General features: G+C 70.4%; 25 protein-coding genes. 13 read left to right on the forward strand and 12 right to left on the reverse strand.

From position 1 onward, the window contains the following. Positions 1-5: 5 nt before the first annotated feature. Both ACVDFE_RS10425 and ACVDFE_RS10430 read left to right on the forward strand, forming a co-directional pair. Positions 6-680 carry a response regulator transcription factor gene (locus ACVDFE_RS10425; RefSeq protein ID WP_360394899.1) on the forward strand — a complete coding sequence of 225 codons (675 nt, stop codon included), beginning with the start codon at positions 6-8 and terminating at the stop codon, positions 678-680. Further along, a complete protein-coding gene (locus ACVDFE_RS10430; protein WP_458430292.1) occupies positions 680-1,954 on the forward strand; it encodes an ATP-binding protein in 1,275 nt (424 codons plus the stop codon). Before ACVDFE_RS10425 ends, ACVDFE_RS10430 begins: the two co-directional genes overlap by 1 nt. A gap of 1 nt (position 1,955) precedes the next feature. On the opposite strand, the gene ACVDFE_RS10435 is transcribed toward ACVDFE_RS10430, so the two are convergent. The 3 genes from ACVDFE_RS10435 to ACVDFE_RS10445 form a co-directional block, all read right to left on the reverse strand. Beyond that, positions 1,956-2,489, reverse strand: coding sequence for a GtrA family protein (locus ACVDFE_RS10435; RefSeq protein WP_360394904.1), 534 nt, complete (start codon positions 2,487-2,489; stop codon positions 1,956-1,958). Continuing rightward, positions 2,419-3,018: a GtrA family protein gene (locus tag ACVDFE_RS10440; protein ID WP_360395657.1), complete on the reverse strand. Its 600-nt coding sequence runs from the start codon at positions 3,016-3,018 to the stop codon at positions 2,419-2,421. The genes ACVDFE_RS10435 and ACVDFE_RS10440 overlap by 71 nt, the downstream gene beginning before the upstream one ends. An 89-nt stretch (positions 3,019-3,107) precedes the next feature. Beyond that, complete coding sequence (locus ACVDFE_RS10445; protein WP_458430293.1) at positions 3,108-5,345, reverse strand: sigma-70 family RNA polymerase sigma factor; 2,238 nt, start codon at positions 5,343-5,345, stop codon at positions 3,108-3,110. A 139-nt stretch (positions 5,346-5,484) separates the two neighbouring features. Between ACVDFE_RS10445 and ACVDFE_RS10450 the strand changes: the two genes are divergently transcribed. The 7 genes from ACVDFE_RS10450 (at position 5,485) to ACVDFE_RS10480 (ending at position 11,557) form a co-directional block, all read left to right on the forward strand. After that, positions 5,485-6,252 (forward strand): GGDEF domain-containing protein, encoded by a 768-nt coding sequence (locus ACVDFE_RS10450; RefSeq protein WP_458430294.1) that lies wholly within the window; start codon positions 5,485-5,487, stop codon positions 6,250-6,252. Positions 6,253-6,436: 184 nt separating this feature from the next. Beyond that, positions 6,437-6,817 (forward strand): GntR family transcriptional regulator, encoded by a 381-nt coding sequence (locus ACVDFE_RS10455; protein ID WP_458430295.1) that lies wholly within the window; start codon positions 6,437-6,439, stop codon positions 6,815-6,817. Further along, complete coding sequence (locus ACVDFE_RS10460; protein WP_360394914.1) at positions 6,814-7,608, forward strand: ABC transporter ATP-binding protein; 795 nt, start codon at positions 6,814-6,816, stop codon at positions 7,606-7,608. The genes ACVDFE_RS10455 and ACVDFE_RS10460 overlap by 4 nt, the downstream gene beginning before the upstream one ends. After that, positions 7,605-8,525 carry a hypothetical protein gene (locus tag ACVDFE_RS10465; protein WP_458430296.1) on the forward strand — a complete coding sequence of 307 codons (921 nt, stop codon included), beginning with the start codon at positions 7,605-7,607 and terminating at the stop codon, positions 8,523-8,525. Before ACVDFE_RS10460 ends, ACVDFE_RS10465 begins: the two co-directional genes overlap by 4 nt. 99 nt (positions 8,526-8,624) lie before the next feature. Next, entirely contained in the window at positions 8,625-9,824 is a 1,200-nt protein-coding gene (locus tag ACVDFE_RS10470) for a 5-(carboxyamino)imidazole ribonucleotide synthase (RefSeq protein ID WP_458430297.1), read from the forward strand. After that, the gene (purE, locus tag ACVDFE_RS10475) at positions 9,821-10,315 is read left to right on the forward strand and encodes a 5-(carboxyamino)imidazole ribonucleotide mutase (protein ID WP_360394923.1); all 495 of its coding nucleotides are present in this window, start codon (positions 9,821-9,823) and stop codon (positions 10,313-10,315) included. Before ACVDFE_RS10470 ends, purE begins: the two co-directional genes overlap by 4 nt. Before the next feature lie 78 nt (positions 10,316-10,393). Then, the gene (locus ACVDFE_RS10480) at positions 10,394-11,557 is read left to right on the forward strand and encodes an acyl-CoA dehydrogenase (protein WP_458430298.1); all 1,164 of its coding nucleotides are present in this window, start codon (positions 10,394-10,396) and stop codon (positions 11,555-11,557) included. Positions 11,558-11,584: 27 nt separating this feature from the next. Here ACVDFE_RS10480 and ACVDFE_RS10485 read toward each other — a convergent pair whose 3' ends face one another. The 6 genes from ACVDFE_RS10485 to ACVDFE_RS10510 form a co-directional block, all read right to left on the reverse strand. Beyond that, positions 11,585-12,628, reverse strand: a complete 1,044-nt coding sequence (locus tag ACVDFE_RS10485) for a GTP pyrophosphokinase (protein WP_458430299.1) — start codon at positions 12,626-12,628, stop codon at positions 11,585-11,587. Positions 12,629-12,708: 80 nt separating this feature from the next. Beyond that, entirely contained in the window at positions 12,709-13,062 is a 354-nt protein-coding gene (locus ACVDFE_RS10490; RefSeq protein WP_458430300.1) for a hypothetical protein, read from the reverse strand. Between the two features lie 69 nt (positions 13,063-13,131). Further along, positions 13,132-13,722, reverse strand: a complete 591-nt coding sequence (locus ACVDFE_RS10495; protein WP_458430301.1) for a hypothetical protein — start codon at positions 13,720-13,722, stop codon at positions 13,132-13,134. Positions 13,723-13,773: 51 nt separating this feature from the next. Continuing rightward, a complete protein-coding gene (locus ACVDFE_RS10500; RefSeq protein ID WP_458430302.1) occupies positions 13,774-14,526 on the reverse strand; it encodes a GntR family transcriptional regulator in 753 nt (250 codons plus the stop codon). A gap of 23 nt (positions 14,527-14,549) precedes the next feature. Continuing rightward, positions 14,550-15,026 carry an SRPBCC family protein gene (locus tag ACVDFE_RS10505; protein WP_458430303.1) on the reverse strand — a complete coding sequence of 159 codons (477 nt, stop codon included), beginning with the start codon at positions 15,024-15,026 and terminating at the stop codon, positions 14,550-14,552. After that, complete coding sequence (locus ACVDFE_RS10510) at positions 15,023-15,349, reverse strand: ArsR/SmtB family transcription factor (protein WP_360394942.1); 327 nt, start codon at positions 15,347-15,349, stop codon at positions 15,023-15,025. Before ACVDFE_RS10510 ends, ACVDFE_RS10505 begins: the two co-directional genes overlap by 4 nt. A gap of 104 nt (positions 15,350-15,453) precedes the next feature. Between ACVDFE_RS10510 and ACVDFE_RS10515 the strand changes: the two genes are divergently transcribed. Both ACVDFE_RS10515 and ACVDFE_RS10520 read left to right on the forward strand, forming a co-directional pair. Beyond that, a complete protein-coding gene (locus ACVDFE_RS10515; protein ID WP_458430304.1) occupies positions 15,454-16,191 on the forward strand; it encodes an META domain-containing protein in 738 nt (245 codons plus the stop codon). Between the two features lie 97 nt (positions 16,192-16,288). Beyond that, positions 16,289-16,705, forward strand: a complete 417-nt coding sequence (locus tag ACVDFE_RS10520; protein WP_458430305.1) for a DoxX family protein — start codon at positions 16,289-16,291, stop codon at positions 16,703-16,705. Here the strand turns inward: ACVDFE_RS10520 and ACVDFE_RS10525 are convergent. The 3 genes from ACVDFE_RS10525 to ACVDFE_RS10535 form a co-directional block, all read right to left on the reverse strand. Beyond that, on the reverse strand, positions 16,686-17,393 hold the full coding sequence (locus tag ACVDFE_RS10525; protein WP_458430306.1) for a TIGR03089 family protein: 708 nt from the start codon (positions 17,391-17,393) through the stop codon (positions 16,686-16,688). The two genes, ACVDFE_RS10520 and ACVDFE_RS10525, sit on opposite strands and share 20 nt — an antisense overlap. Before the next feature lie 10 nt (positions 17,394-17,403). Continuing rightward, a complete protein-coding gene (locus tag ACVDFE_RS10530) occupies positions 17,404-18,621 on the reverse strand; it encodes an LCP family protein (protein WP_458430307.1) in 1,218 nt (405 codons plus the stop codon). 70 nt (positions 18,622-18,691) lie between these two features. Next, positions 18,692-20,239 (reverse strand): LCP family protein, encoded by a 1,548-nt coding sequence (locus ACVDFE_RS10535; protein WP_458430308.1) that lies wholly within the window; start codon positions 20,237-20,239, stop codon positions 18,692-18,694. A gap of 128 nt (positions 20,240-20,367) precedes the next feature. Between ACVDFE_RS10535 and rfbB the strand changes: the two genes are divergently transcribed. Both rfbB and rfbD read left to right on the forward strand, forming a co-directional pair. Then, positions 20,368-21,354 carry a dTDP-glucose 4,6-dehydratase gene (gene rfbB / locus ACVDFE_RS10540; RefSeq protein ID WP_360394958.1) on the forward strand — a complete coding sequence of 329 codons (987 nt, stop codon included), beginning with the start codon at positions 20,368-20,370 and terminating at the stop codon, positions 21,352-21,354. Between the two features lie 6 nt (positions 21,355-21,360). After that, a complete protein-coding gene (gene rfbD / locus ACVDFE_RS10545; RefSeq protein ID WP_458430309.1) occupies positions 21,361-22,191 on the forward strand; it encodes a dTDP-4-dehydrorhamnose reductase in 831 nt (276 codons plus the stop codon). Positions 22,192-22,202 lie beyond the last annotated feature (11 nt).

Genomic DNA, 22,202 nt, shown 5'->3' on the forward strand with positions numbered 1-22,202 from the left:
TTGCCGTGAGCGTGGTGTTGCTGGCCGAGGACGACCCGGCCATCGCGGAACCGCTCTCCCGCGCGTTGACGCGGGAGGGCTATTCGGTGCAGGTCGTCGGGGACGGGCCGAGCGCCTTCGACGCCGCGATCACCGGGGGCATCGACCTCCTGGTGCTCGACCTGGGACTGCCCGGCATGGACGGGTTGGAGGTGTGCCGCAGACTCCGGCAGAACGGCAGGGGCATCCCGGTGCTGATGCTCACGGCCCGTGCCGACGAGGTCGACTTCGTGGTCGGCCTGGACGCGGGCGCGGACGACTACGTGGCCAAGCCGTTCCGCTTGGCGGAGCTGATGGCCCGCATCCGCGCCCTGCTGCGCCGCCGCGCGCCCGGAACGCTGGAGGTCAACGGCGTGCGGGTCGACCTGGCCGCGCGCAGGGTGACCGTCGACGGCGGGGAGGTCCAGCTGGCGAACAAGGAGTTCGAGCTGCTCAAGGTGCTGATCCAGCGCGCTGGTCAGGTCGTGAGCCGCGACGAGATCCTCTCCGAGGTCTGGAACGACCCGGACCTCAAGGGCAGCAAGACGCTCGACATGCACATGTCGTGGCTGCGGCGGAAGCTCGGCGACGGCACCCCGAACTCCGCGGAGAAGCGCATCGCGACCGTGCGCGGCCGCGGTTTCCGCTTCAACGCCGACTGATGCGCCGCCGCATCCTGCGGGCGATCCTGCTCGCCGTCGCCGTCACCGGGTTCGTGCTCGGCCTCCCGCTGGGCTACTCGGCGCTGACGCTCGTCGAGGACAGCGCCCGCGGCGACCTCACCGAACGCGCCCAGAGCATCGCGACCAAGCTCGACGACCAGATCGCCGGCCGGCAGGTCCTGGACGTCGAGGCCGTGAAGTTCGCCGTTCCCACCGGTGGCCGCCTCACCGTGGTGTCCGGGGGCGCGACGACCGTGACGGGTCCGTCGCCCGGTGCCGACCCGCTGACCGTCGAGCTGACGATCGCCCAGCAGGGCACCGTGCGGCTGGAGATCCCCTCCGGTCCCATGCACACCACGCAGTACCAGGTGGCGGGCCTGGTGCTGCTGCTGCTCGCGCTCTCCGTCGGCACCGGCACGGTCGTCGCGCTGGTGACGGCGCAGACGTTGTCGCGGCCCCTCATCTACGTCGCGACCCGTGCGTCCCGCCTCGGTGCCGGCGACTTCCGCGAGGACGGCCAGCGCTTCGGCATCCCCGAGCTCGACGCCGTCTCCGAGGCCCTCGACACCTCCGCCACCGCCCTCGCCCGCCTCGTCCAACGCGAACGTGAGCTCGTCGGTGACGTCTCCCACCAGCTCCGCAGCCGCCTGACGGCACTGCAGCTGCGCCTGGAGGCCCTTGCCGAGCACCCGGAACCCGACACGGCCGCCGAGGCCCGTGCCGCCCTCGAACAGGCCGAACGCCTGGCCGCCGTCCTCGACGAGCTCCTCGCCGCCGCCCGCGCCGCCCGTGCCGTGGATGCGGAACCGCTGGAGATGCGCCCCGCCCTGACCGCCATCGCCGAGGAATGGCGCGAACAGGTCAAGAGCCAGGGTCGTGCGTTGCGCGTCCGTGTGCCCGATGGCCTGCTCGCGCGCGCCACGCCCGCCCGTCTGCGCGAGGCCATCGGCGTGCTGCTCGACAACGCCCTGCGCCACGGCGAGGGTTCCGTCGTCGTCTCCGCGCGAGGGGAGGAGGGCACGGTCGTGGTCGAGGTGTCCGACGGCGGCGCCGGTGTGCCGGATGAGCTGGCCGCGCACATCTTCGAGCGTGGCGTGTCCGGCGGTGGCTCCACGGGCGTGGGCCTGGCGCTGGCCCGCGCGCTCGTCGACGCGGACGGCGGGCGGCTGGAGCTGTCGACGGCACGGCCCGCGACGTTCGCGGTGTTCCTGCCGGTCCCGAAGGCCAAGGACGTGGTCGGCATCCCCTGGAAGGCGCCGAGCACGCCCCGGTAGCTCAGGAGTGGCCGAGCGCCTGCTCGTCGTCGAGGGGGCGCTGGTTGCGGGCGTTCTCCTCGGGGAACACCCACTTCTTGTACCCGTACCAGCGGAACGCCATCGCGACCAGCGTGCCGACGATCTGCGCGCTGAGGAAGTCCGCCAGCTCCTCCGTCACCCGCGTGACGTGCGGCTCCTGGAGGTCGAACAGGTAGCGCGACACCCACAGCGGCGCCGAGTTCAGCACGATGCCGATCCCGTTGACCAGGAAGAACAACGCGGCCTCGTGGTGCCGTTCACGGCCGCCTCGGGTGCGGAAGGACCACTCGCGGTTCAGGACGTACGACACGATCGTGGCGACCAGGGTCGCGATGATCTTCGCCGTCACCGGGTGCGATGGGAGCACCAGGGTCTTGATGCCGAAGAACAGCACCGTGTCGATGATGAAGCAGGTGCCCCCGACCAGGGCGAACTTGACCAGTTCACGATGCTTCAGCGCGATCGACCGGATCGGTTCCGGAAACCGGGAGACCACTGTTTCGGATAGTGACACGAGACGAGTCTACGGAGATCGGGTGAACTCGCCGGTCAGGCCGGGCACCGGCGTCCGGGAACACCCACCGGCGCATGGCCCAGAACTTGAACCCGGTCGCGAGCAGCATGCCGATGATCGAGCCGGACACGAAGTCGGCGATCTCCTCGGTCAGTGCCGGCACGGCTGGCGCCTGCAGGCCGAACAGGTGCCGCGACAGCCACAGCGGCAGGATGTTGATCGCCACGCCCAGGCCGCTGACCAGGAAGAACAGCGCCGCCTCGTGGTGGCGCTCGCGGCCGCCGCGGGTGTGGAACGACCACTCGCGCGACAGCACGTACGAGGCGATGATCGCCACCAGCACGCCGATGACCTTGGCCGTGACGACCTTGTCGGTCAGGATCGTCAGCTTCAGCGCGTACCAGACGCCGTTGTCGATGAGGAACGTCGTGCCGCCGACGACGGCGAACCGGATCAGCTCACGGTGCTTGTTGATGAGGAACCGGAGAGGTTCGGGGAACCAGCTCAGGACCTTGCGAGCGATCGGCAGCACCGCGCCAGCTTACGGATCAAGGTAACGGCCATCGCCCCGGGGTGTTACTTTCCGCAACGTCCGGATTGGTCTGGAATGTCCGGAAATCAGTGTTCAGGCGTCCGGCACGGCCACGGCAGGAGGTCCGGGATCAGCGGCAGCCGCCACACCGGCGGCGGCTCGCACGGCTCCGACGTGGGCGGTGGCGTCGTGGGCGGAGTGGTCGTGGGCGGCGCCGGCACCGTGGTCGACGGTGGTGTGGACGGCAGCGGCAGCGGCAGGTTCGGCACCGGGACCTGCGGCACCGTCAGGGTGGTCGGCTCGGCCGGTTCGACCGGCGTGGACGGCGTGGACGGCTCGGTCGTCCGGCCCGGCTTCGTGGGCTCGGTCGGCTTCGCCGGCTCGGTCGTCGGCACGGGGGCCGGGGCCGGCGGCTCCACCGGGTCGACCGGCCAGTGGTCCGGCCGGCCCTTCACCGGCACGGTCACCGACTTCGTCGCGTTGCCCAGGGTGGCGGTCACGGTGATCGACCCGCCCCGGTGCGGCAGCCCGAACGCCCACGCGGACATCCGGAACTTCGCGCCCTGTTCGAGGTCCGCGACGCAGCGGAGGACGTTCTTGTCCGTGCGCGTGCAGTCGCGGTACGGCGTGAACACCACGACGTTGGACGATGCGGACAGCTCCAGCTTCAGCGTGCCCGGCCGCGGTCCGCGGTTGCGCACCTGGACGTCGACCCGCGGGTCCCAGAACACCTGGTGCCACGTCGAGGCGGTGAGCTCGATGTCGTCGTTGACCGGCGGCACCTCGACGCCGACGCTGACGTTCACGCTGATCGCCGTGCCCGCGCTGACGGCACCGGTGATGACGCCGGTCACCGCCTCGGGCGTGGCGCGCAGCCGGAAGAGGAACGTCGCCTGCCCGCCGGGGGCGATGCCCTGCGGGGTCGTGCAGGTGAGCACGCCGCTGCCGGCCGGGCAGTTCACGGTCTGGTCGGCGGCGCCGTCCGGTTGCAGCAGGCGCGCGGCGAACGACGAGGGTCCGCCGGTCGACAGCACGCCCGGCGGCAGCGTGAGCACCATGCTCGCGGGCGGTGCCGCGGTGCCGCCGGTGTTGCGGACGGTGATCGGCAGGTCCTTGGCCTCCTCGCCGGGCGTGAGCGTGAACCCGGTCGGGACGGTCGGGGTCAGCACGGCGGGCGGCGGCGGAGCGGGCTCCTCGGCCGGTGGCGCCTGCGGCGGCGGGGCGGGGACCGGCGCTTCGGGCGCCGGTTCCGGAGTCGGGACCGGCGCCGGCGGAGACGGCGGAGGTGGCGGAACGGGCGTCGGCACCTGGACGGCGGGCGGGGGCGGCGGCTGGACGATCGTCTGCGCGGGCGGCGCTTCGGCCTGCACCCGCGCGGGCGCCTGCTCGCCGCCACCGGAGGCGAGCGCGATCGCGACGGCGGCCACCACCGCGACGGCGGACCCACCGACGGTGAGCAGCTGGCGGGGCAGCGCGGCACCGGCCGCGCCCGCGCCACCCGCAGCGGCACCGGCGCCGACGGCGACCTTGGTCGCGCCCGCGACCGTGAGGTAGGTGGCGGCACCCGCGCCCAGCACCAGCGGGGCGACGAACCCGCGCAGCGCGCCGTTGACGTCGGCGAGCTCCGCGGCCAGCGAACGGCACCGGTAGCACTCGTCGAGGTGCGCCTCGACCTGCGTCGCCTCGCGCCTGGACAGACCGGCGCGGGTCCACGCGCCGAGCCGGTCGACGGTCGCCTTGCAGCGCTCGGCGTCGGTCTCGGCCAGGTGCATCTGCAGGTACTGCTGCTTGAGGCCCTCGCGGGCGCGGTAGGCGAGCGCGGACACGCCGTTGGCCGTCAACCCGAGCAGCGGGCCGACCTCGGCGGGTGACTGGCCCTCGATCTCGGTGTGCCAGAGCACTGTCTGCCAGCGCTCGGGCAACGCGGCGAACGCGCGCGCTGCGAGCGACCGTTCCAGACCGGCGACCGCGGTGTCGCTGAACGCCACGGGCGGTGCGACGTCGGTCATGTCCTCGGTGAGGTCGACCTTCTTGTCGCGGCGGGTCTTGTCGTAGGCGGTGTGCCGCAGCGCGGTCAGCAGGTACGCGCGGAACGCCGAGTCGGGGCCGCGGCCGGCGCGCAGCGTGTCGAGCACCTTCGCGAAGGCCTCCGACACCAGGTCGTCCGCCTCGGCCTGCGAGCGGGCCAACTGGCGGGCGAGGTTGTAGGCCGCCGAGACGTGCCGTTCGTACAACTGGCCGTAGGCGTCGATGGTCCCTCCGCGCACGGACTCGATGAGTTCCGCGTCGCTCGGGCCCTGGACGTCTGCAGGAACGGTCGCCAAGATTCTTTCCCCTCCTCGCGCGCCCAGTGTGACCTACGGCCCGCGGAAGAGTCATCTCAATCCCCCGCGAGGGTTGCGTCACGAGCCGGGCACGGGCGCGTCTCCCACCTGGAATCCACGGAGAAGGGAGACGGACCGGGTGGGAGTCGCACAAGCGGAACGCCTGCTGAAGGCCAGATGGCGGACCGCCACGATGGCCGCGGGCTGGGCGTTCCCCGCAGACTGGCCGCTCGCCGAGGTCGACGAGGTGTGCGCGGCGGTGTCGGAGGGCACCGACCCCTCCGACGCGCTCGTGCGGCTCGGACGGGCTCGTGCCGAGGCGGGTGCCGGTCTCGGCGAGACGCTGCTCGACCTGGCGGCGCTGCACGCCGTGCTGACCGACGAGTCGCACGTCGTGTCGCCGGACGTCGACGCGCTCCCGTCGCGGATGGTGCGCACGACGGCGCTGGGGTGGGCGGACGTGGTGACGAGGCAGGCGGGCGACTGCGCGGCCGAGGACCCGCTGACCGGGCTGGCCACCACCGCCTACCTGCGGACACGGCTGGGCGAGGTGTACCGCGAGACGCCGGTCGTGCCGCTCGACTACGCGCTGGTGCTGCTGCGCCTCGACACGCACCGCGCCACGGGCTGGTCCCGCGTGGTCGCGATGACGCTGGCCTCCGACGCCCTGCGCACGGTCTTCGACGGCGGCGAGACCCTGGCGACCCTCGGCCCGAGCGTGGCCGCGGTGCTGGCCCGCCGCGACGAAACCCTCGCGCGCCGCGTCTCCAACCTGCGCGTCCTCAGCGCGGACCGGCTCGCCGACGACCCGCACGTCCGCCCGGCCGGTCCCGCGAAGGTGTGGACCGAACGCCTCCCCGACACCCACTCCCAGGCCTGCGCCCTCCTCACGTCGCTCGGACGCTGACCCCCTGTCCCGCGCCCGCGCGCTCCCCGTTCCCCTCCGTCACGCGGGGACCCCACGTTCCCTTCTGGGGAACGCGGGGCCCCCGCGTGCGCTCCTGGAGTACGAAAGCTCCCCGCGTGCACTTCACAACGGCGCGAGAAGTGTTCTATTGTCTTAGTTCAGTAGCACAATCTGGGGAGCATGTGTGGTCGAGTTCCACGTCGACCGCGGCAGTGGCCTTCCGGCGTACCTGCAGCTGGGGCGGCAGGTCAGGGAGGCCATGAGGCTCGGCTGGTTGCAGCCGGGCGACCGGTTGCCGACGGTCCGCGACGTCGTCGCGCGCAGCGGGGTGAACGCGAACACCGTGCTGAAGGCCTACCGCGAGCTGGAGCTCGCCGGTCTCGTCGAGGCCCGCCAGGGCTCCGGCACCTTCGTCAAGGCATCCCTGGGGTCCGCCGCCCCCGAGGACCTGGACCCGCTGCGGGTCACGCTCGCCGGCTGGGTCGCGGGGGCACGCGCCGCCGGGTTGGAGGACGAGGACATCTACGCGCTGCTGCGCGAGGTGCTGAGCAGGGGAGCGCAATGAGCGTGGTCGCGGCCGAAGTCTCGAAGTGGGCCATCCGTGGCGTCTCCTTCGAGCTGCCGCCGGGCAGCGTCACCGCCGTCGTCGGCGCCAACGGTTCCGGCAAGTCGACGCTGCTGAACGTGCTGGCCGGGCACCTGCCCCCGGAGTCGGGGCACACGGCGGTCGCGGGCCGCGTCGCGTACGTGCCGCAGCACAAGCCGATCTACCGCAACTTCAAGGTGGCGGACGTCCTGCAGTTCGGCCGGCGGATGAACGCGGTGTGGCACAACGACCTCGCCGACGCGTGGCTGACCAGGTTCAAGGTGCCGCGACGGCTGCAGATGGGCGACCTCTCCGGCGGCCAGCGCACCCACGTGACGCTGGCGCTGGCGTTGGGCGCACGCCCGGACGTGCTGCTGCTGGACGAACCACTGTCCGAACTGGACCCGTTGGCGCGCCGCAGGGTCATGAGCGCGTTGCTGACCGAGGTTTCCGACAACGGCATGACGCTCGTCTTCTCGACGCACGTCGTCGCCGAGATCGGTGGCGTCGCCGACCGGTTGCTGCTGATGCACGACGGCCGCGTGCTCGTCGACGGCGACACCGACGAGCTGCTGGAGGAGCACGTCCTCTACACCGGCCCGCACGCCTCGCAGCCACCGGTGGAGGGGCCGGTGGTGCTGGCCAGGCACGGTCAGGCGCAGTCGACGTTCCTGGTGCGCTCCGGCGGTGCCCGGGTGGACGAGCCGTGGACCGCCCGGTACGTGACGCTGGAGGAGCTGGTCGTGGCACACCTGGAGCGTGCGGCGTGAACGCGGAGACGATGATCTGGCTGACGTGGCGCCAGCACCGGTGGGCCATCACCACGACCTCGGCCCTCGCCCTGTTCGCGGCGTACGGGCTCGTGTCGGCGGAGCTGCGGCACTTCCAGGTGACGATGACGCTGGCCGCGTTCTACGGCCTGGTGGTGCAGCTCGGGTTCGGCGCTGTCGTCGGGGCGTTCTGGGGTGCCCCGCTGCTGGCCCGCGAGCTGGAGGAACGCACCTACTTCGTCGCCTGGGGGCAGGACGTCACGCCCGCGCAGTGGTTGCGCGGCAAGCTGGTCGTGCTCGGCCTGCTCGCCGCGGTGCTCGCCGCGCTGGTCGGCGTCGGCGACGGCCTGGGCGGCAGCGAGGACCGGTCGTGGTCGATGTTCGAGGCGAACTGGGTGGTGCAGGTCGGGTACGCGCTGCTGGGCCTCGCCATCGGCGTCCTGGCCGGTCTGCTGACCCGGCACACGCTCACCGCCATGGCCGCGACCCTCGTCTGCTACACCGTCGTCCGGACCGTGCTCGCCGTGGTGGCCCGCGACCGCTACCTGCCGGTGCACCGCTCGATCGCGCGCTGGGACCAGAACCCGGCGGTGCCGAACGACGCGTTGAAGATCGGCGACGGCTTCGTCGGCCGCGACCTGGAACCGGTGCCCGTGCCCGACCGGTGCGCGGGCCTGGTCCCCAACGGCTGCATGCGCCGCACCGGCTCCGCCATCGGCACCTACACCGACTACCAGCCGGCGGACCGCATCGACGTCTTCCGCTGGATCGAGTTCGGCGTCTGCGCGGCACTGGCCGCGGCGGCGTTGTGGCTGACGTTCCGCTTGCTGCGCAACGGCGGCGGCTGGCGACCCTCGCGTTCGCACCGCCGTGACGTCTCGACGGCTCCGGTCGCCCCCGCCCCGGCGCAGGGGTAGGCCGGTCCCGCTCGCCTGCTGAACGGCTCCACTGGGGGTGTGGCCGTTCAGCAGGCACCGTTCGGCGGTTGCGGAACGTGCAGGTAGGCTGCCTGAACCGTGGACTCCCGTACCCGTCTCCCCGTCGTCGGAATGATCGGCGGCGGGCAGCTCGCCCGCATGACCCACCAGGCCGCGATCCCGCTCGGACAGTCGCTGCGCGTGCTCGCCGTCTCGGAGAACGACCCCGCCGCCCTCGTGGCGCGCGACGTGGTCCTCGGCACGCACACCGACCTCGACGCGCTGCGCTCGTTCGCGAAGGGCTGCGAGGTGGTCACGTTCGACCACGAGCACGTGCCCGGCGACCACCTGCGCGCGCTCGTCGCCGAGGGCGTGAAGGTGCACCCCGGCCCGGACGCGCTGCAGTACGCGCAGGACAAGCTGAAGATGCGGGTGCGGCTGGCGGAGCTGGGCCTGCCGGTGCCGCCGTTCACCGAGGTGAACGACGTCCGCGACGTGCTGCGGTTCGGTGCCGAACACGGCTGGCCGTGCGTGCTGAAGGCGGTCCGCGGCGGCTACGACGGCCGTGGCGTGTGGATGCTGAACACCCCGTCGGGCGCCGAACGGGTCGTGCCCGAGCTGCTGGAGGCCGGGACACCGCTGATGGTCGAGCAGTGCGTGCCGATGCGCCGCGAGCTGGCCGCCGTGGTGGCGCGCTCGCCGTTCGGCCAGGGCGCCGCGTGGCCGGTCGTCGAGACCGTGCAGTCCGACGGCATCTGCGTCGAGGTCCTCGCCCCCGCCCCCGCGCTGGACGGTGACGCGGCCCAGGAGCTGGCGCTGAAGGTCGCCGACGCGCTGGGCGTCGTGGGCGTGCTGGCCGTGGAGCTGTTCGAGACCGCCTCCGGCGTCGTCGTGAACGAGCTCGCCATGCGCCCCCACAACTCCGGCCACTGGTCCATCGAGGGCGCCCGCACCTCCCAGTTCGAACAGCACCTGCGCGCGGTCCTCGACTACCCCCTCGGCCGCACCGACCTGATGGCCCCGGCCGTGGTGATGGCGAACGTGCTGGGCGCCACCGAACCGCCCGCCATGGGCCCGGACGAGCGCGTGCACCACCTGTTCGCCCGCTTCCCGGACGCGCACGTGCACCTCTACGGCAAAGAGGAACGGCCGGGCCGCAAGGTCGGCCACGTGACGTTCCTCGGCAACGACATGACGACGGTCCGCACGCGCGCACGGCTGGCGGCGGACTGGCTGTCCACCGGCGTCTGGTCGGACGGGTACGACATCCACGGCGAAGAGAAGCGGAGCGCGCAGTGAGTGCGGTTCAGGTTGGCGTGATCATGGGCAGCGACTCGGACTGGCCGGTGATGAAAGCCGCCACCGAGGCACTGGCCGAGTTCGACGTGCCGTTCGAGGTGAGCGTCGTCTCCGCCCACCGCACCCCGCAGCGCATGCTCGACTACGCGTCGTCCGCGGCGTCGCGCGGTCTGCGGGTGATCATCGCCGGCGCGGGTGGCGCCGCCCACCTGCCCGGCATGGTCGCCTCCGCCACGGTGCTGCCGGTCATCGGCGTCCCGGTGCCCCTGAAGTACCTCGACGGCATGGACTCGCTGCTCTCGATCGTGCAGATGCCCGCAGGCGTCCCGGTCGCCACCGTCTCGGTGGGTGGAGCGCGCAACGCGGGCCTGCTGGCCGTGCGGGTGCTGGCTTCGTCCGATGTGGCGTTGCAGGAGCGCATGGCCCGCTTCCAGGCAGAACTCGAGCAGCTCGTACTAGACAAGGACGCGGCTCTGCAGAAGTCCCTCTGAGTGCTCAACGGCACAGCGGCGCCCGGTGTGAACGGGCGCTAACATCGTGCCGAGTACTCGCTACCGGGAGGTAACAAGGTGAACCCGAGCTTCGGCACCTACCAGCTCGCCGAGGAGCACGAGGCGCTGCGAGAGGCCGTCCGCTCGCTCGCCGAGAAGGAGATCAAGCCGTACGCGGCCGAGGTCGACGAGAACGAGCGCTTCCCGGTGGAGGCGCACAACGCCCTGGTCAAGGCCGGCTTCGCCGCCGTCCACGTCCCCGAGTCCTACGACGGCCAGGGCGCCGACTCCGTCGCCACCTGCATCGTGATCGAGGAGGTGGCCCGCGTCTGCGCGTCCTCCTCGCTGATCCCGGCGGTGAACAAGCTCGGCACCATGCCGATCCTCCTGTCGGCCTCGGAGGAGCTCAAGCAGCTCGTCATGCCGTCCATCGCGTCGGGTGAGGCCATGGCTTCCTACGCCCTGTCGGAGCGCGAGGCCGGCTCGGACACCGCCTCGATGCGCACGCGTGCTCTGCTGGACGGCGACCACTGGGTGCTCAACGGCACCAAGTGCTGGATCACCAACGCCGGCGAGTCCACCTGGTACACCGTGATGGCGGTGACGGACCCCCAGGCGGCCAAGAAGTCCGCCGGCATCTCTGCTTTCGTGGTGCACAAGGACGACCCCGGCTTCTCCGTCGGCCCGAAGGAGCGCAAGCTCGGCATCAAGGGCTCGCCGACCCGGGAGATCTACTTCGAGAACTGCACGATCCCCGCCAACCGGATCATCGGTGAGCCGGGGACCGGCCTGAAGACGGCTCTTCGCACTCTGGACCACACGCGTCCGACGATCGGTGCGCAGGCCGTGGGCATCGCGCAGGGTGCCCTGGAGGCCGCGGTCGCGTACGTCAAGGACCGCAAGCAGTTCGGGAAGTCCATTTCGGACTTCCAGGGTGTGCAGTTCATGCTCGCGGACATGGCGATGAAGATCGAGGCCGCGCGGCACATGGTGTACGTCGCCGCTGCGAAGGCTGAGCGTGGTGAGGCGAACATCGGGTTCATCACCGCTGCGGCCAAGTGCTTCGCTTCGGACGTGGCCATGGAGGTCACCACCGATGCCGTGCAGCTGTTCGGTGGGGCGGGGTACACGCGGGACTTCCCCGTGGAGCGGATGATGCGGGACGCGAAGATCACGCAGATCTACGAGGGCACGAACCAGATCCAGCGCGTCGTGATGTCGCGTGCGGTTCTGAACGGCTAGATCGTCGGGTGTTGCGGAGCCAGAACCTCACTCTTGGCTCCGCAGCTTCTTGTGGATTACCTCGAACATCCTCCAGCCTGTGCTGTCGCTGTCGGGGAAGATTCGCGTGAACTGTTCTTCTGTCAGACCGTTGAAGGTCGCGATGATGCTTCCCAAGCTGATTTCGATCGCGCGGCCTTCTGACCGAGGGCCGAACACCGACAAAAACGCGGTGAGCACCCGGTGCGCTGAGGTCCCGTCTGGCAGCAACCCGTCGAACTCCCCGATGGTCCTCGCGTCGAGCGCCCCGGCGATCGCCACCAGCACGCTGAGATTGCTCTCCCAGTAGGTGATTCTCAGTTTCCTCGCCACTTCGATGATCGTCGATACCTTGGTGCTGTTGCGCAAGTAGGCTTCGATGGACTGCGCGTCGACGTTCATGTCGAGGATGCCGTGCCTCACGCTGTCGGAGTACTCGCCGGACAGTGTGTCGATGGCGTCCTTGATGGTGGAGAACTGCTCATCCGCCAACTCGAACAACGCGCTCAGCCGGAACAACTTCCGTTGCAGCGGCACCGGCACGTCAGCCTCGCGCTTGTAGCCGAGCTTGTGGTGCATCGCGGCCCAGGCGTGCTGCGACATCGTTCTGACCTGGAACTCGACGGAAATGTCGGCGTACTTCGCCCACTCCAACCGTTCGCTCCGACTCCCGATTCGCACGACCAGATGATTCGACGTGTAACCGAACTGGTCGGGCGCCAGTTCGTCCTGCTTGTTCATCGAGTGCTCTTCGCGAACCTCGAACTCCTTGCCCAGGAGCTCGACGATCCGGTCCACGTCCTCGACGTAGTGAGCGATGATCCGCACACCGACCAGGTCCGTCATGTCGGTGAGCGGGTTGTCGTACTTGCCGGACTTCCGTCGGATCTTCTCGTCGAAACTGTCGAGCGTCTTCACCCGGCCCTCGACCTGGAAGACGTCGATGCCGGCGTGATCGAGGATCTCGCACACGAGCTCGCGCAATTTCTTCTCATATGCCTCGTACTTCGAGCGGACCTCGGCGTACTCGGCCTTCCAGTTCGGCGACGTCACTGCGGCTCCTGATCTCGGCGGTGGTGCACGCTGTTGATCGGGAGCCACCCGACGACCATTACAAGCCACGTCACGTGGCATCAAGCAGGCACGCACGTCCCCAGCGCATCACCGATCGCCGCCTTCGCCCCCACCACGCACTCCGCGTCCGCCGTCACCGACTTGTCCGACTCCTGCTGCGCGAGCGCGATGACGATGTTCATCAACCGCACCGCGTCGTTGCTCCCCGCCGCCTCCTGCACCGCCGCGTTGCGGGCGTCCTCCGTTGTGCAGCTGAGGTCCGTGCCGACCGTGTCCACGCGCGGCAGCCAGAGCGCCTTCTGGCCGGCGGGGCACGGCTCGACCTGCCAGTGGCCTGACGGCTCGGCGTCGGCGTGGGGAGTCAACAGTGCGGTGCTCGCCGAGAGGGCGAGCGCTACGAGGAAACGGCCCATGCGGCGAACGTAACGCGCCTGACCTGCCACGACAGGGGGAATCGAGGTCACGGTCGGGTGCCGCGGAAGCTACCCAGCGACATCGGCGGCGACCGTGCAGCCGCGCAGTTCGCGGATCAGTGCGGAGGCCAGCACGCGGTGCACGAACGGGTCGTCGTAGGCGAAGTCGCCGGCGCGGACGGCGACCGGGGCGAGGGTGCCGGGGCGGTACAGCGAGCCGCGCACGCCGGCGATCGGGTGGTGGCGGACGCGCACGGTCACGACACCTTTGCGCAGTGACGGGCACAGGCGGCGGGAGAGCGGGACGCACGGGCGGCACACCGGTGGTTCCGTCGACGCCATGCCCTCCGGCCAGTTCGGCCAGTCGCCGCGGAAGTCGCGCAGCAGCCAGAGGACGCCGGTCTCGTCCTGGTCGGCGGGGTTGCCGCACACCTGGCACAGCAGCCGTTCCATCGCCCGGCGTTGCCGCTGCGGGTGGACGCGGGCGAACTCGGGGCGGCCGTCACCACGGCGCGAAACGGTCTGGGTCCACAGGACGCCGTGCCGGTCGCGGTCGGTGAGGAGTTCGGTCGCGTAGCCGAGGCGGTGGTCGGGGCGGTCCACCAGCACGCACGGGAGGTCGTGCTCGGAACTCCAAGCGGTGACGTATGGCGCGATCATCGGACTCGCATTCTCTAGAGAACCACGCGACGTGGAGTCAACCGTAGTTCCCTAGAGAACGCAAGTCAGTCGTTCGAGGAGAAGCGGTATTCCAGCAGGTAGGAGGCGGAGTCGAGAGCCATCTCGTTGATCTCGACGGGGCGGCCGTCCGCAGTGCGGGCGGTGCGCGTGATCAGGATGATCGGCGTGCCCTGGGCGAGGTCGAGAGCTTCTCGCTCGGACTCGCGCGGCATGCGGACGCGGAAGCTCTTCGGTGAAGCGCGTCGGCTCAGCGCCCAGTTCGGCCAGCCGGGCGTAGACGCCACCTGAGCCCGTGTCGATCCGCGTGATCGCGGTTCCCGCCACGAGCGACTCCGGGAAGTAGGACGTCGCCAGTTGGACGGGCTTGTCCTCGACCACGTACCGGCGCCGGCGGACCACCACGCGGTCACCGTCGCCGAGGTCCAGCGCCTCGGCGACCTTCGACGAAGGCTGCTCCACGTCTACGGTGACGTTCTCCGTGCGCGGCCTGGATCCCAGGTCTGCGTCCCAGATGGACTGACCTGCCCGCAGCCGGTTCGGGGAGACGCGCCTGATCGGCTTGAACTCGCGCACGAAGGTCCCCGAGCCGCGCCGAGCGACGATCAGGCCCTCGTTCTTCAGCACTTCGAGGGCCTGTCGTGCGGTCGGGCGTTCGACGTCGTAGCGCGACATCAGGTCGTTCTCACCGGGGACCCGGCTGCCGGGTGCCAGCTCGCCCGAGTCGATGCGCTGCCGCAGTTCGTCGGCGATGTCGCGATATCCGACCCGTCCGTTCTCGGCCATGCGGCCAAGTTACCCGCCTGCCGTCAGAACGTCGGCAGCAGCTCGGACAGGCGCTCGTAGCTGCGCCCGGCCCCGTCCGCCATCCCCGTCGCCAGCACCGCGTCCCGCGCCTCCTGCGACCCCAGCTCCATCGTCGACACCATCGTCGTCCGCCCGTCCTCCTCGGTGAACGTCGTGGTCACGGTCGCCGGCGGGTTGTCCTCGAACTGCTCGGTGTGCACGATCCGGGTGTACGGCTCCAGCTCCACGTACGAGCCGTGGATCTCGAACGCCTCGGAGCCGTCGGGCTGGGCCCAGCCGTAGCGCCACCTGCCGCCGACGGCCAGGTCGATCTCGCAGATCGGCATCTCCCAGCCGTCGGGGCCGAGGAGCCACCGGCGGACCAGCGCGGGGGTGGTGAACGCCTTCCACACCAGCGCGGCCGGCGCGTCGAACGAGCGGGTCATGGTGATGGTGCTGGCGGTCGGGGTGGTGACGGCGGTGCCGTAGGTGGTGGTCATTCCTCGTTCTCCTTCATCTCGGTCAACAGCGCGTCCAGGCGGGCGTAGCTCGCGTCCCAGAAGCGGCGGTAGTTCTCGGCCCACACGGCGACCTCCTGCAACGGTGTCGCGTCGAGCTGGCAGGGGCGCCACTGGGCCTCCCTGCCGCGGGTGATCAGGCCTGCCTTCTCCAGCACGCGCAGGTGCTTGGAGATCGCCGGGCCGCTGATGTCGAACGGCTCGGAGAGCTCCTTCACCGTCGCGGGGCCCTCGGTGAGCCGCGCGAGGATCGCGCGGCGCGTCGGGTCCGCCAGTGCGGCGAAGGTGGCGCTCAGCTGGTCCATCTCATACCTAACCGATTGGTTATCTAACCTCTGGGTTAAGTACGCCAGATCGTCGGCGAGATGTCAAGGGCAACCGCGCCTGCTCCTCGTTCCGTCCTGGAGGCATGAGACTTGTGCCGGTTGTCGTCGTCCTGCTCGCGGTCGCCGGGTGCGGTGGATCGGCGGGGAGTGCGGACTCGTTGCGCGGCAAGGTGTTCGTGTCGACGTCGGTCAGTGACCGGCGGCTCGTCGAGGGCACGTCGGTGGAGCTGCGGTTCACCGACGACGGGCGGTTGGTCGCGCGGGCGGGGTGCAACCTGATGCAGGGCCCGGTGGACCTCGGCGGGGGCAAGCTGGAGGTCGCCGACCTCTCCAGCACGGCGATGGGGTGCCCGAAGCCCGAGCTGCACGAGCAGGACGAGTGGTTGTCGAAGCTGCTCGGCGCCACACCGGACTGGCGGCTCCAGGACGAGAACCTGGTGGTCACCGGCGCGGGCGGCGAGATCGTGCTCGCACCGGAGGCGCCGGCCCGGCTCGAAGGCGGGGAGTGGCGGGTCGACACGCTCGTCTCCGCCGACGCCGCCTCGTCGGTGCCGGGGGCGGTGCCGGCCACGCTCAAGTTCGAGAACGGCCGGGTCGAGGTGTTCACCGGCTGCAACTCAGGTTCGGCGTCCTACCGGGTGGACGGGAGGGCCATCACGTTCGAGGGGCTCGTGCACACCGACAAGGCGTGCGGCCCGGACGAGGCGCTGGTCGAGAAGGCTGTGGTGGGGGCGTTGCAGGGGGAGGTCAACTACGAGGTCGAGCGCAGCTCGCTCTCCCTGACGAACACGCAGGGTGACGGCATCCAACTTAAGAAGTAGCTGTTGGAATCCTGTCGAAATCGTGAGGTTGTTCAAACCTGCACTAGTTTTGGTTCGAAGTTGAACAGCTGAACGACAGGATCGGGGAGCACCAACCATGGTCAAGGACGTCACCGCGCTGATCGGCCGGATCGGCATCGGCACCGTCTTCATCGCGCACGGCTGGCAGAAGTTCACCCAGTACGGGCTGGACGGCACCGCCGCGAGCTTCGAGAAGATGGGGGTGCCGGCGCCCACCCTGTCGGCGTGGTTCGCCGCGATCGTCGAGCTCGTCGGTGGCGTCGCGCTCATCGCCGGTGTCGCGCTGCCGGTCGTCGGGGTCCTGCTGGCGCTCAACATGCTCGGCGCGTGGCTGATCGTCCACCTGCCCAACGGCCTCATCGGCGAGGGCGGTGCCGAGCTCGTGGTCGCCCTGGGTGCGGCGGCGCTCGCGCTCGGCTTCAACGGCGGCGCCTACGCGCTGGACCGCGTGCTGTTCAAGAACAACAGGGTGCTCAACCCAGCGGCAGCGTGACGCTGACCCTCTCGACGTCCCGGCGCGCGGCCAACCGGCCCGCGTCGGGGTTCGTCACCTGCACCAGCGAGCCACCGGCCGCGAGCACGGCGAGAAACCCTTCCAGCACATCGGAAGGCGAGTTCCACTCCAGAGTGGACAGCACGCGCGGCTGGTCGCCCAGCGCCTCGCCGAGCTCGCGCGCCCGCGCCACCAGCTCGTCCACAGTGGACTCATCGAGGGCCGGGGCGGAGCCGTCGACCGCGTCCCACGGCGTGAAGTCGTCGCCGTGCACGCGCACGTCGTCGTTGTAGTCGACCGCCGCGCCCGAGCCCAGGCCCATGGGGTGCAACGAGGCCACGGCCACCACGTCGGCCTCGGCAGAACCACCCGGCGGCACCACGGCCACCTTCACGGCCACCTTCACGTCCGCGGCGTCCGCGCTCATCACCACGTGCGCCCCGCACCACCAGGCGCCCAGCAGCACGCCCGTGGTCTGCCAGTGCGCGGGCAGCAGCACCGCCACCCGGTCGCCCGGCTCGACGTCGTGCTCGTCGCGCAGCCAGTTCGCCGTCTTCGCCGCCCAGTTCGCCACCGTCGCGCGGGACAGCTCGACCCTGGTGCCCGCCGCGTCGTCGTAGTGCGTGATCAGCGGACGGCCGGAGTCGGCCTTCAGCAGCGGCGTGAAGAGGATCTCGGTCACGCTCACGGGCGCACTCCTAGTCGACGCAGGGCACAGACGGTTGCCGCGCTGCCACGGCACGGGCGCCGTCCAGCGACAGCAGCCTCTCACCGCCGAACCGCGACGGCGTGCTCGGGGTGGTGGACCCGGTGGGGGCGGCGGAGGTCGTCGACGGCACCGGTGCCGTCGTCTCACCGATCAGCTGGCGCACCCACGCCTTCACGGCCTCGCGGTCCACCGCCACGACGCTCTGGCCGCGCTCGTTGCGGAAGTCGATGTTCGTGACCGGGATCGTGGCGAACTCCACGTTGCCCGTGGCGAGCCCCTGCGCCTGCGTCGCCAGCGTCGCGATGTCGAGCTTCTGGTCCACGACCACGGACTTCGAGACGGCGTCGAGCAGGCCGTTCAGCTTGGCCGGGTCGGTGAACGTGCCCGCGGACAGCAGCTGCTTCATCGCCTGCGACATGAACACCTGCTGGCGCGCGATGCGGCCCAGGTCACCGCCGGGCATGTTCCGCTGCCGCACGAACGACAGCGCGTCACCGCCGGAGACCGTCTGCTCGCCCGCGCGGAAGTTCGCACCGGAGTTGGGGTCCGACGTGCCGGCCTTCAGGCACACCCGGACGCCGCCGATGACCTCGGTCAGCAGGTAGAAGCCGTAGAGGTTGATCTCGGCGTAGTGGTCGACGCGCATGCCGGTCAGCTCCTGCACGGCCTGCACCAGCGCCTTGCGCCCTGCCTCGTCCGACCGGCGCTCGCGCTCGGCCTGGTCGCTCACGCCCTCGGCCTGCAACCGTTCCGCCGTCAGGTACTTCACCGCGCCGTACGCCGAGTTGATCTTGTCCTCGCGGTAGCCGGCGATCGGCACGTACGTGTCACGGGGAATCGAGATCGCGCTCGCCTTGCCGCCGTTGCGCGGTACCCGCAGCACGATGACGGTGTCGGTGTTCACGCCGTCGGTGCTCTCGGTGCGCAGCTTGCGCAGCACGTCCGCGGGCAACGGCCGGCCCTGCGCGTCCGTGCGGCTGTCGCTGCCCACGAGCAGGATGTCGACGGCGCCGTCCTCGACCGGCGGCGAGTTCGGGACGTCCTCCAGCACCTCGAGGATCTGCGTGGTGTTGGTGTTCTGCTTGACCAGCCGCAGTGCCGTCCAGAAGTACCCGGAGAACACCAGTGTTGCCACCGCGACCAACGCGACCACCGTGCGTCCGGTGACCAGGAACGCCTTCCTGGCGCGCGATGCAGCGCTCAACACGGGTTCCTTCCAGTACGGGTTTCGAATGCACAGCGTAACCGCCGAGAACCGGTACCGCAGGGATTTCCGGTCAGTTGACGCAGACGAGACCACCCGCGGTGATCGGAGGTGTGCTGCTCGTCGCGGTCGACGGGGTGCCGGAGGCGTTCTGCGCCTCGACGTCCTCGCCGTCCCCCTCGTCACCGTTCGAAGTCACGTAGTCGGTGCCGACGTGCACCTGCACCTGTCCTCTTCGGACCGACTTCTCCTCGGCGACGGTCACGTTCGGCCCGAGCTCGGCGGCGACCTTGCGCGCCGCCCCCTCCTCGCCGGCCGCGTAGTACACGACGGTGGAGTCGCTGGCCGGCCCCGAGAGCGCCTGCCCGCGGGCGAAGCCCTTGGCGACCAACGCGTTCAGCACCTCGCCCGCGAGACCCTGCCGGTTGGTCGCGTTGTACACCTGCACGGTGATCGCGGAGTTCGGCGGCGCTGGCAGCGTGGTCGTGGGCGTCGGCGGGGTGCTCGACGGCTTGTCGCCGGCCAGGCCGGTGATGAACTTCTTCACCTGGGCCGGGTTCACCGGCAGGACGTTGCCGTCACCGTAGGTGTCCATCGGGTCGCCGACCGGGATCGTGCGGAACTCGATGTTGCCGCCCACCAGGCCCTGCATCTGCTCGGCGAACGTGGTGATGTCCCAGCCGTCGCTGAGGATCACGGACTTCTGGATGGCGGCGATGAGCCCGGAGAGCTTGCCCGAGTCGGTCAGCGTGCCGGTCGAGAGGACCTTCTTCGCGAGCGCCCCGATGAACACCTGCTGGCGCACGATCCGGTCCAGGTCCCCGCCGGGCAGGTTCTGGCGCTGCCGCACGAACGACAGCGCCGAGCGGCCCTCGATGAGCTGCGGGCCCGCCGCGAAGTCGGCGCCGGAGTCGCGGTCGCTGGTCGGTTCCCTCAGGCACACCTCGACGCCGCCGATGGCCTTCGTGACCTCGTAGAAGCTCGCGAGGTTGACCTCGGCGTACCGGTCGATGCGCACCGAGCCGCCGGTCATGCCCTCGATGGTCTTGATCAACGTCTTGCGGCCGGCGGCCATCGACTCGTCGCGGATCAGCTTCTCGTCGGTGACGCCCTTGTTGCGCAGCTCCTGGTCGACGGTGTTGCGCTGGCGCGCGAACGCCGAGTTGAGCTTGTGCTTGCCGAACCCGTCGGCCATCTCCACGTAGGCGTCGCGCGGGAACGAGATCGCCACCGCACGCGTGCCGTCCACCGGGATGTGCACGAGGATCATGGTGTCGGTGTTCTGCTCACCGTCCGGGATGCCGCCGTTGAGCAGGGCGAGCGCCTCCTGGGACAGCGGGTTGCCCTGCGCGTCCGTGCGGCTGTCCAGGCCGACCAGCAGGATGTCGACGGCGCCGTCGAGCGGCTTGCGCCCGGCGTCCTTCGCGATCTCCTGGTCGATCACGTCCGTCTTGGTGATGCCGTCGTTGGCGCTCTTGTACTGCGCCCAGCCCACCGACGTGACGAGCAGCACACCCGCTGAGACGAGTGCGACGAAGATGCGCCCCGTGACCAGGAACGCGCGGAAAGCGGGCGACGGGCGGGTGACCGTGACCCGTACCGGCAGACCTCTGCCTTCCACTGCTGGTTCCTCCCCCACCACACGGAGTTTAGTCGTTTATAAGACAAACGACGTGACATTGCTGTGGGTTGCACCGATGGACCCCATGACAGACTGCAAGTGGTGGAACACCACGAGAGGAAATGAGCATGCGCGTACTGGTGACAGGTGGGGCCGGGTTCATCGGCTCGCACTACGTGCGGGAGTTGGTGAGCGGCTCGTACCCGGCCTTCGCGGGTGCCGACGTGGTGGTGCTCGACAAGCTCACCTACGCGGGCAGTGAGACCAACCTGGCCCCGGTCGCCGGCCGGTTCGAGTTCGTGCGCGGCGACATCTGCGACCCCGTCGTGGTCGCCGAGCAGATGCGCGGCGTCGACGTGGTCGTCCACTTCGCCGCTGAATCGCACGTGGACCGCTCCATCACCGGCTCGGCGGACTTCGTGCTGACGAACGTCCTCGGCACGCAGACCCTGTTGCAGGCCGCGCTCAACGCGGGCGTGGGCCGGTTCGTGCACGTGTCGACCGACGAGGTCTACGGCTCGATCGAATCGGGTTCGTGGGACGAGGCGCACGCGCTGGAGCCGAACTCGCCGTACTCGGCCTCGAAGGCCTCCTCCGACCTGCTCGCGCGGGCGTTCCACCGCACCCACGGGCTGCCGGTCAGCATCACCCGGTGTTCGAACAACTACGGCCCGTACCAGTTCCCGGAGAAGGTGATCCCGCTCTTCGTCACCAACCTCATCGACGGCAAGAAGGTGCCGCTGTACGGCGACGGCCTCAACGTGCGCGACTGGCTGCACGTCGACGACCACTGCCGCGGCATCCAGCTCGTCGCCGAGGGCGGCCGGCCGGGCGAGGTCTACAACATCGGCGGCGGCACCGAGCTCACCAACCGCGAGCTCACCGAGCGCCTGCTCGCCGCCACGGGCCGTGACTGGTCGTCCGTCGAGCCGGTGGAGGACCGCAAGGGGCACGACCGGCGCTACTCGGTCGACATCTCGAAGATCGCCGCGGAGCTGGGGTACAAGCCGCAGGTCGACTTCACGACCGGTCTCGCGGAGACCGTCGAGTGGTACCGCGCGCACCGCGAGTGGTGGGAGCCGCTCAAGGAGCGCGCGGCGCTGGCGAAGGGCTGAGCCGGCGTGATCCTCGTTCCCGGAGGTCGTGGTCAGCTCGGCCACGACCTCGCCGCGCTCTCCGCCGACGTCCACGCGGCGTCGTCGGCGGAGCTCGACGTGACCGCGGTGACCGCCGACGACGTCCGCGGGTACTCGGCGGTGATCAACTGCGCCGCGTACACCGCGGTCGACGCGGCCGAGACCGACGAGGACCGCGCGTTCGCGGTGAACGCCGTCGGTCCCGGTCTGCTGGCGCGCGCGTGCGCCACGGCCGGCATCCCGTTGATCCACGTGTCGACGGACTACGTCTTCCCCGGCGACGGCACGCGCCCGTACGAGCCCACGGACGACGTCGGCCCGAAGAGCGCCTACGGCCGCACGAAGCTCGAAGGCGAACGCCGGGTGCTCGAAGAGGGCGGCTGGGTCGTGCGCACCTCGTGGGTGTACGGCGCGAACGGCTCCAACTTCGTGAAGACCATGGCGGCACTGGAGTCCTCGCGCCCGTCGGTGTCCGTTGTGGACGATCAACGCGGTGCGCCGACGTGGTCGCACGACCTCGCCGCCGGTCTCCTCGAACTGGCGGCCGTGCTGCCGTCCACGCGCTTGCTGCACGCGGCCGGCGGCGGCGAGACGACGTGGTTCGGCCTCGCCCAGGCCGTTTTCGAGGAACTGGGTGCCGACCCCGCGCGCGTCACGCCGTGCACCACCGCGGACTTCCCGCGGCCGGCGCCCAGGCCCGCCTACTCGGTGCTGTCGGGTGCGGCGTGGGCAGCAGCGGGACTGCGCCCGTTGCCGCACTGGCGCAGCGCCCTAACGGCTGCATTCCGGGCGGGTGTGGTCGCTCCGCGTGCCTGAGCTGGTCCATT

The sequence above is a fragment of the Lentzea chajnantorensis genome (assembly GCF_054300775.1).

Coding starts and splice junctions, on each gene's coding strand:
- ACVDFE_RS10510 (WP_360394942.1), bottom strand. CDS start 15,349: ATGGACCAGCTGAGCGCCACCTTCGCCGCACTGGCGGACCCGACGCGC.
- ACVDFE_RS10460 (WP_360394914.1), top strand. CDS start 6,814: ATGAGCGTGGTCGCGGCCGAAGTCTCGAAGTGGGCCATCCGTGGCGTC.
- ACVDFE_RS10430 (WP_458430292.1), top strand. CDS start 680: ATGCGCCGCCGCATCCTGCGGGCGATCCTGCTCGCCGTCGCCGTCACC.
- ACVDFE_RS10490 (WP_458430300.1), bottom strand. CDS start 13,062: ATGGGCCGTTTCCTCGTAGCGCTCGCCCTCTCGGCGAGCACCGCACTG.
- ACVDFE_RS10500 (WP_458430302.1), bottom strand. CDS start 14,526: ATGGCCGAGAACGGACGGGTCGGATATCGCGACATCGCCGACGAACTG.
- ACVDFE_RS10520 (WP_458430305.1), top strand. CDS start 16,289: ATGGTCAAGGACGTCACCGCGCTGATCGGCCGGATCGGCATCGGCACC.
- ACVDFE_RS10505 (WP_458430303.1), bottom strand. CDS start 15,026: ATGACCACCACCTACGGCACCGCCGTCACCACCCCGACCGCCAGCACC.
- rfbB (WP_360394958.1), top strand. CDS start 20,368: ATGCGCGTACTGGTGACAGGTGGGGCCGGGTTCATCGGCTCGCACTAC.
- ACVDFE_RS10495 (WP_458430301.1), bottom strand. CDS start 13,722: ATGATCGCGCCATACGTCACCGCTTGGAGTTCCGAGCACGACCTCCCG.
- ACVDFE_RS10515 (WP_458430304.1), top strand. CDS start 15,454: ATGAGACTTGTGCCGGTTGTCGTCGTCCTGCTCGCGGTCGCCGGGTGC.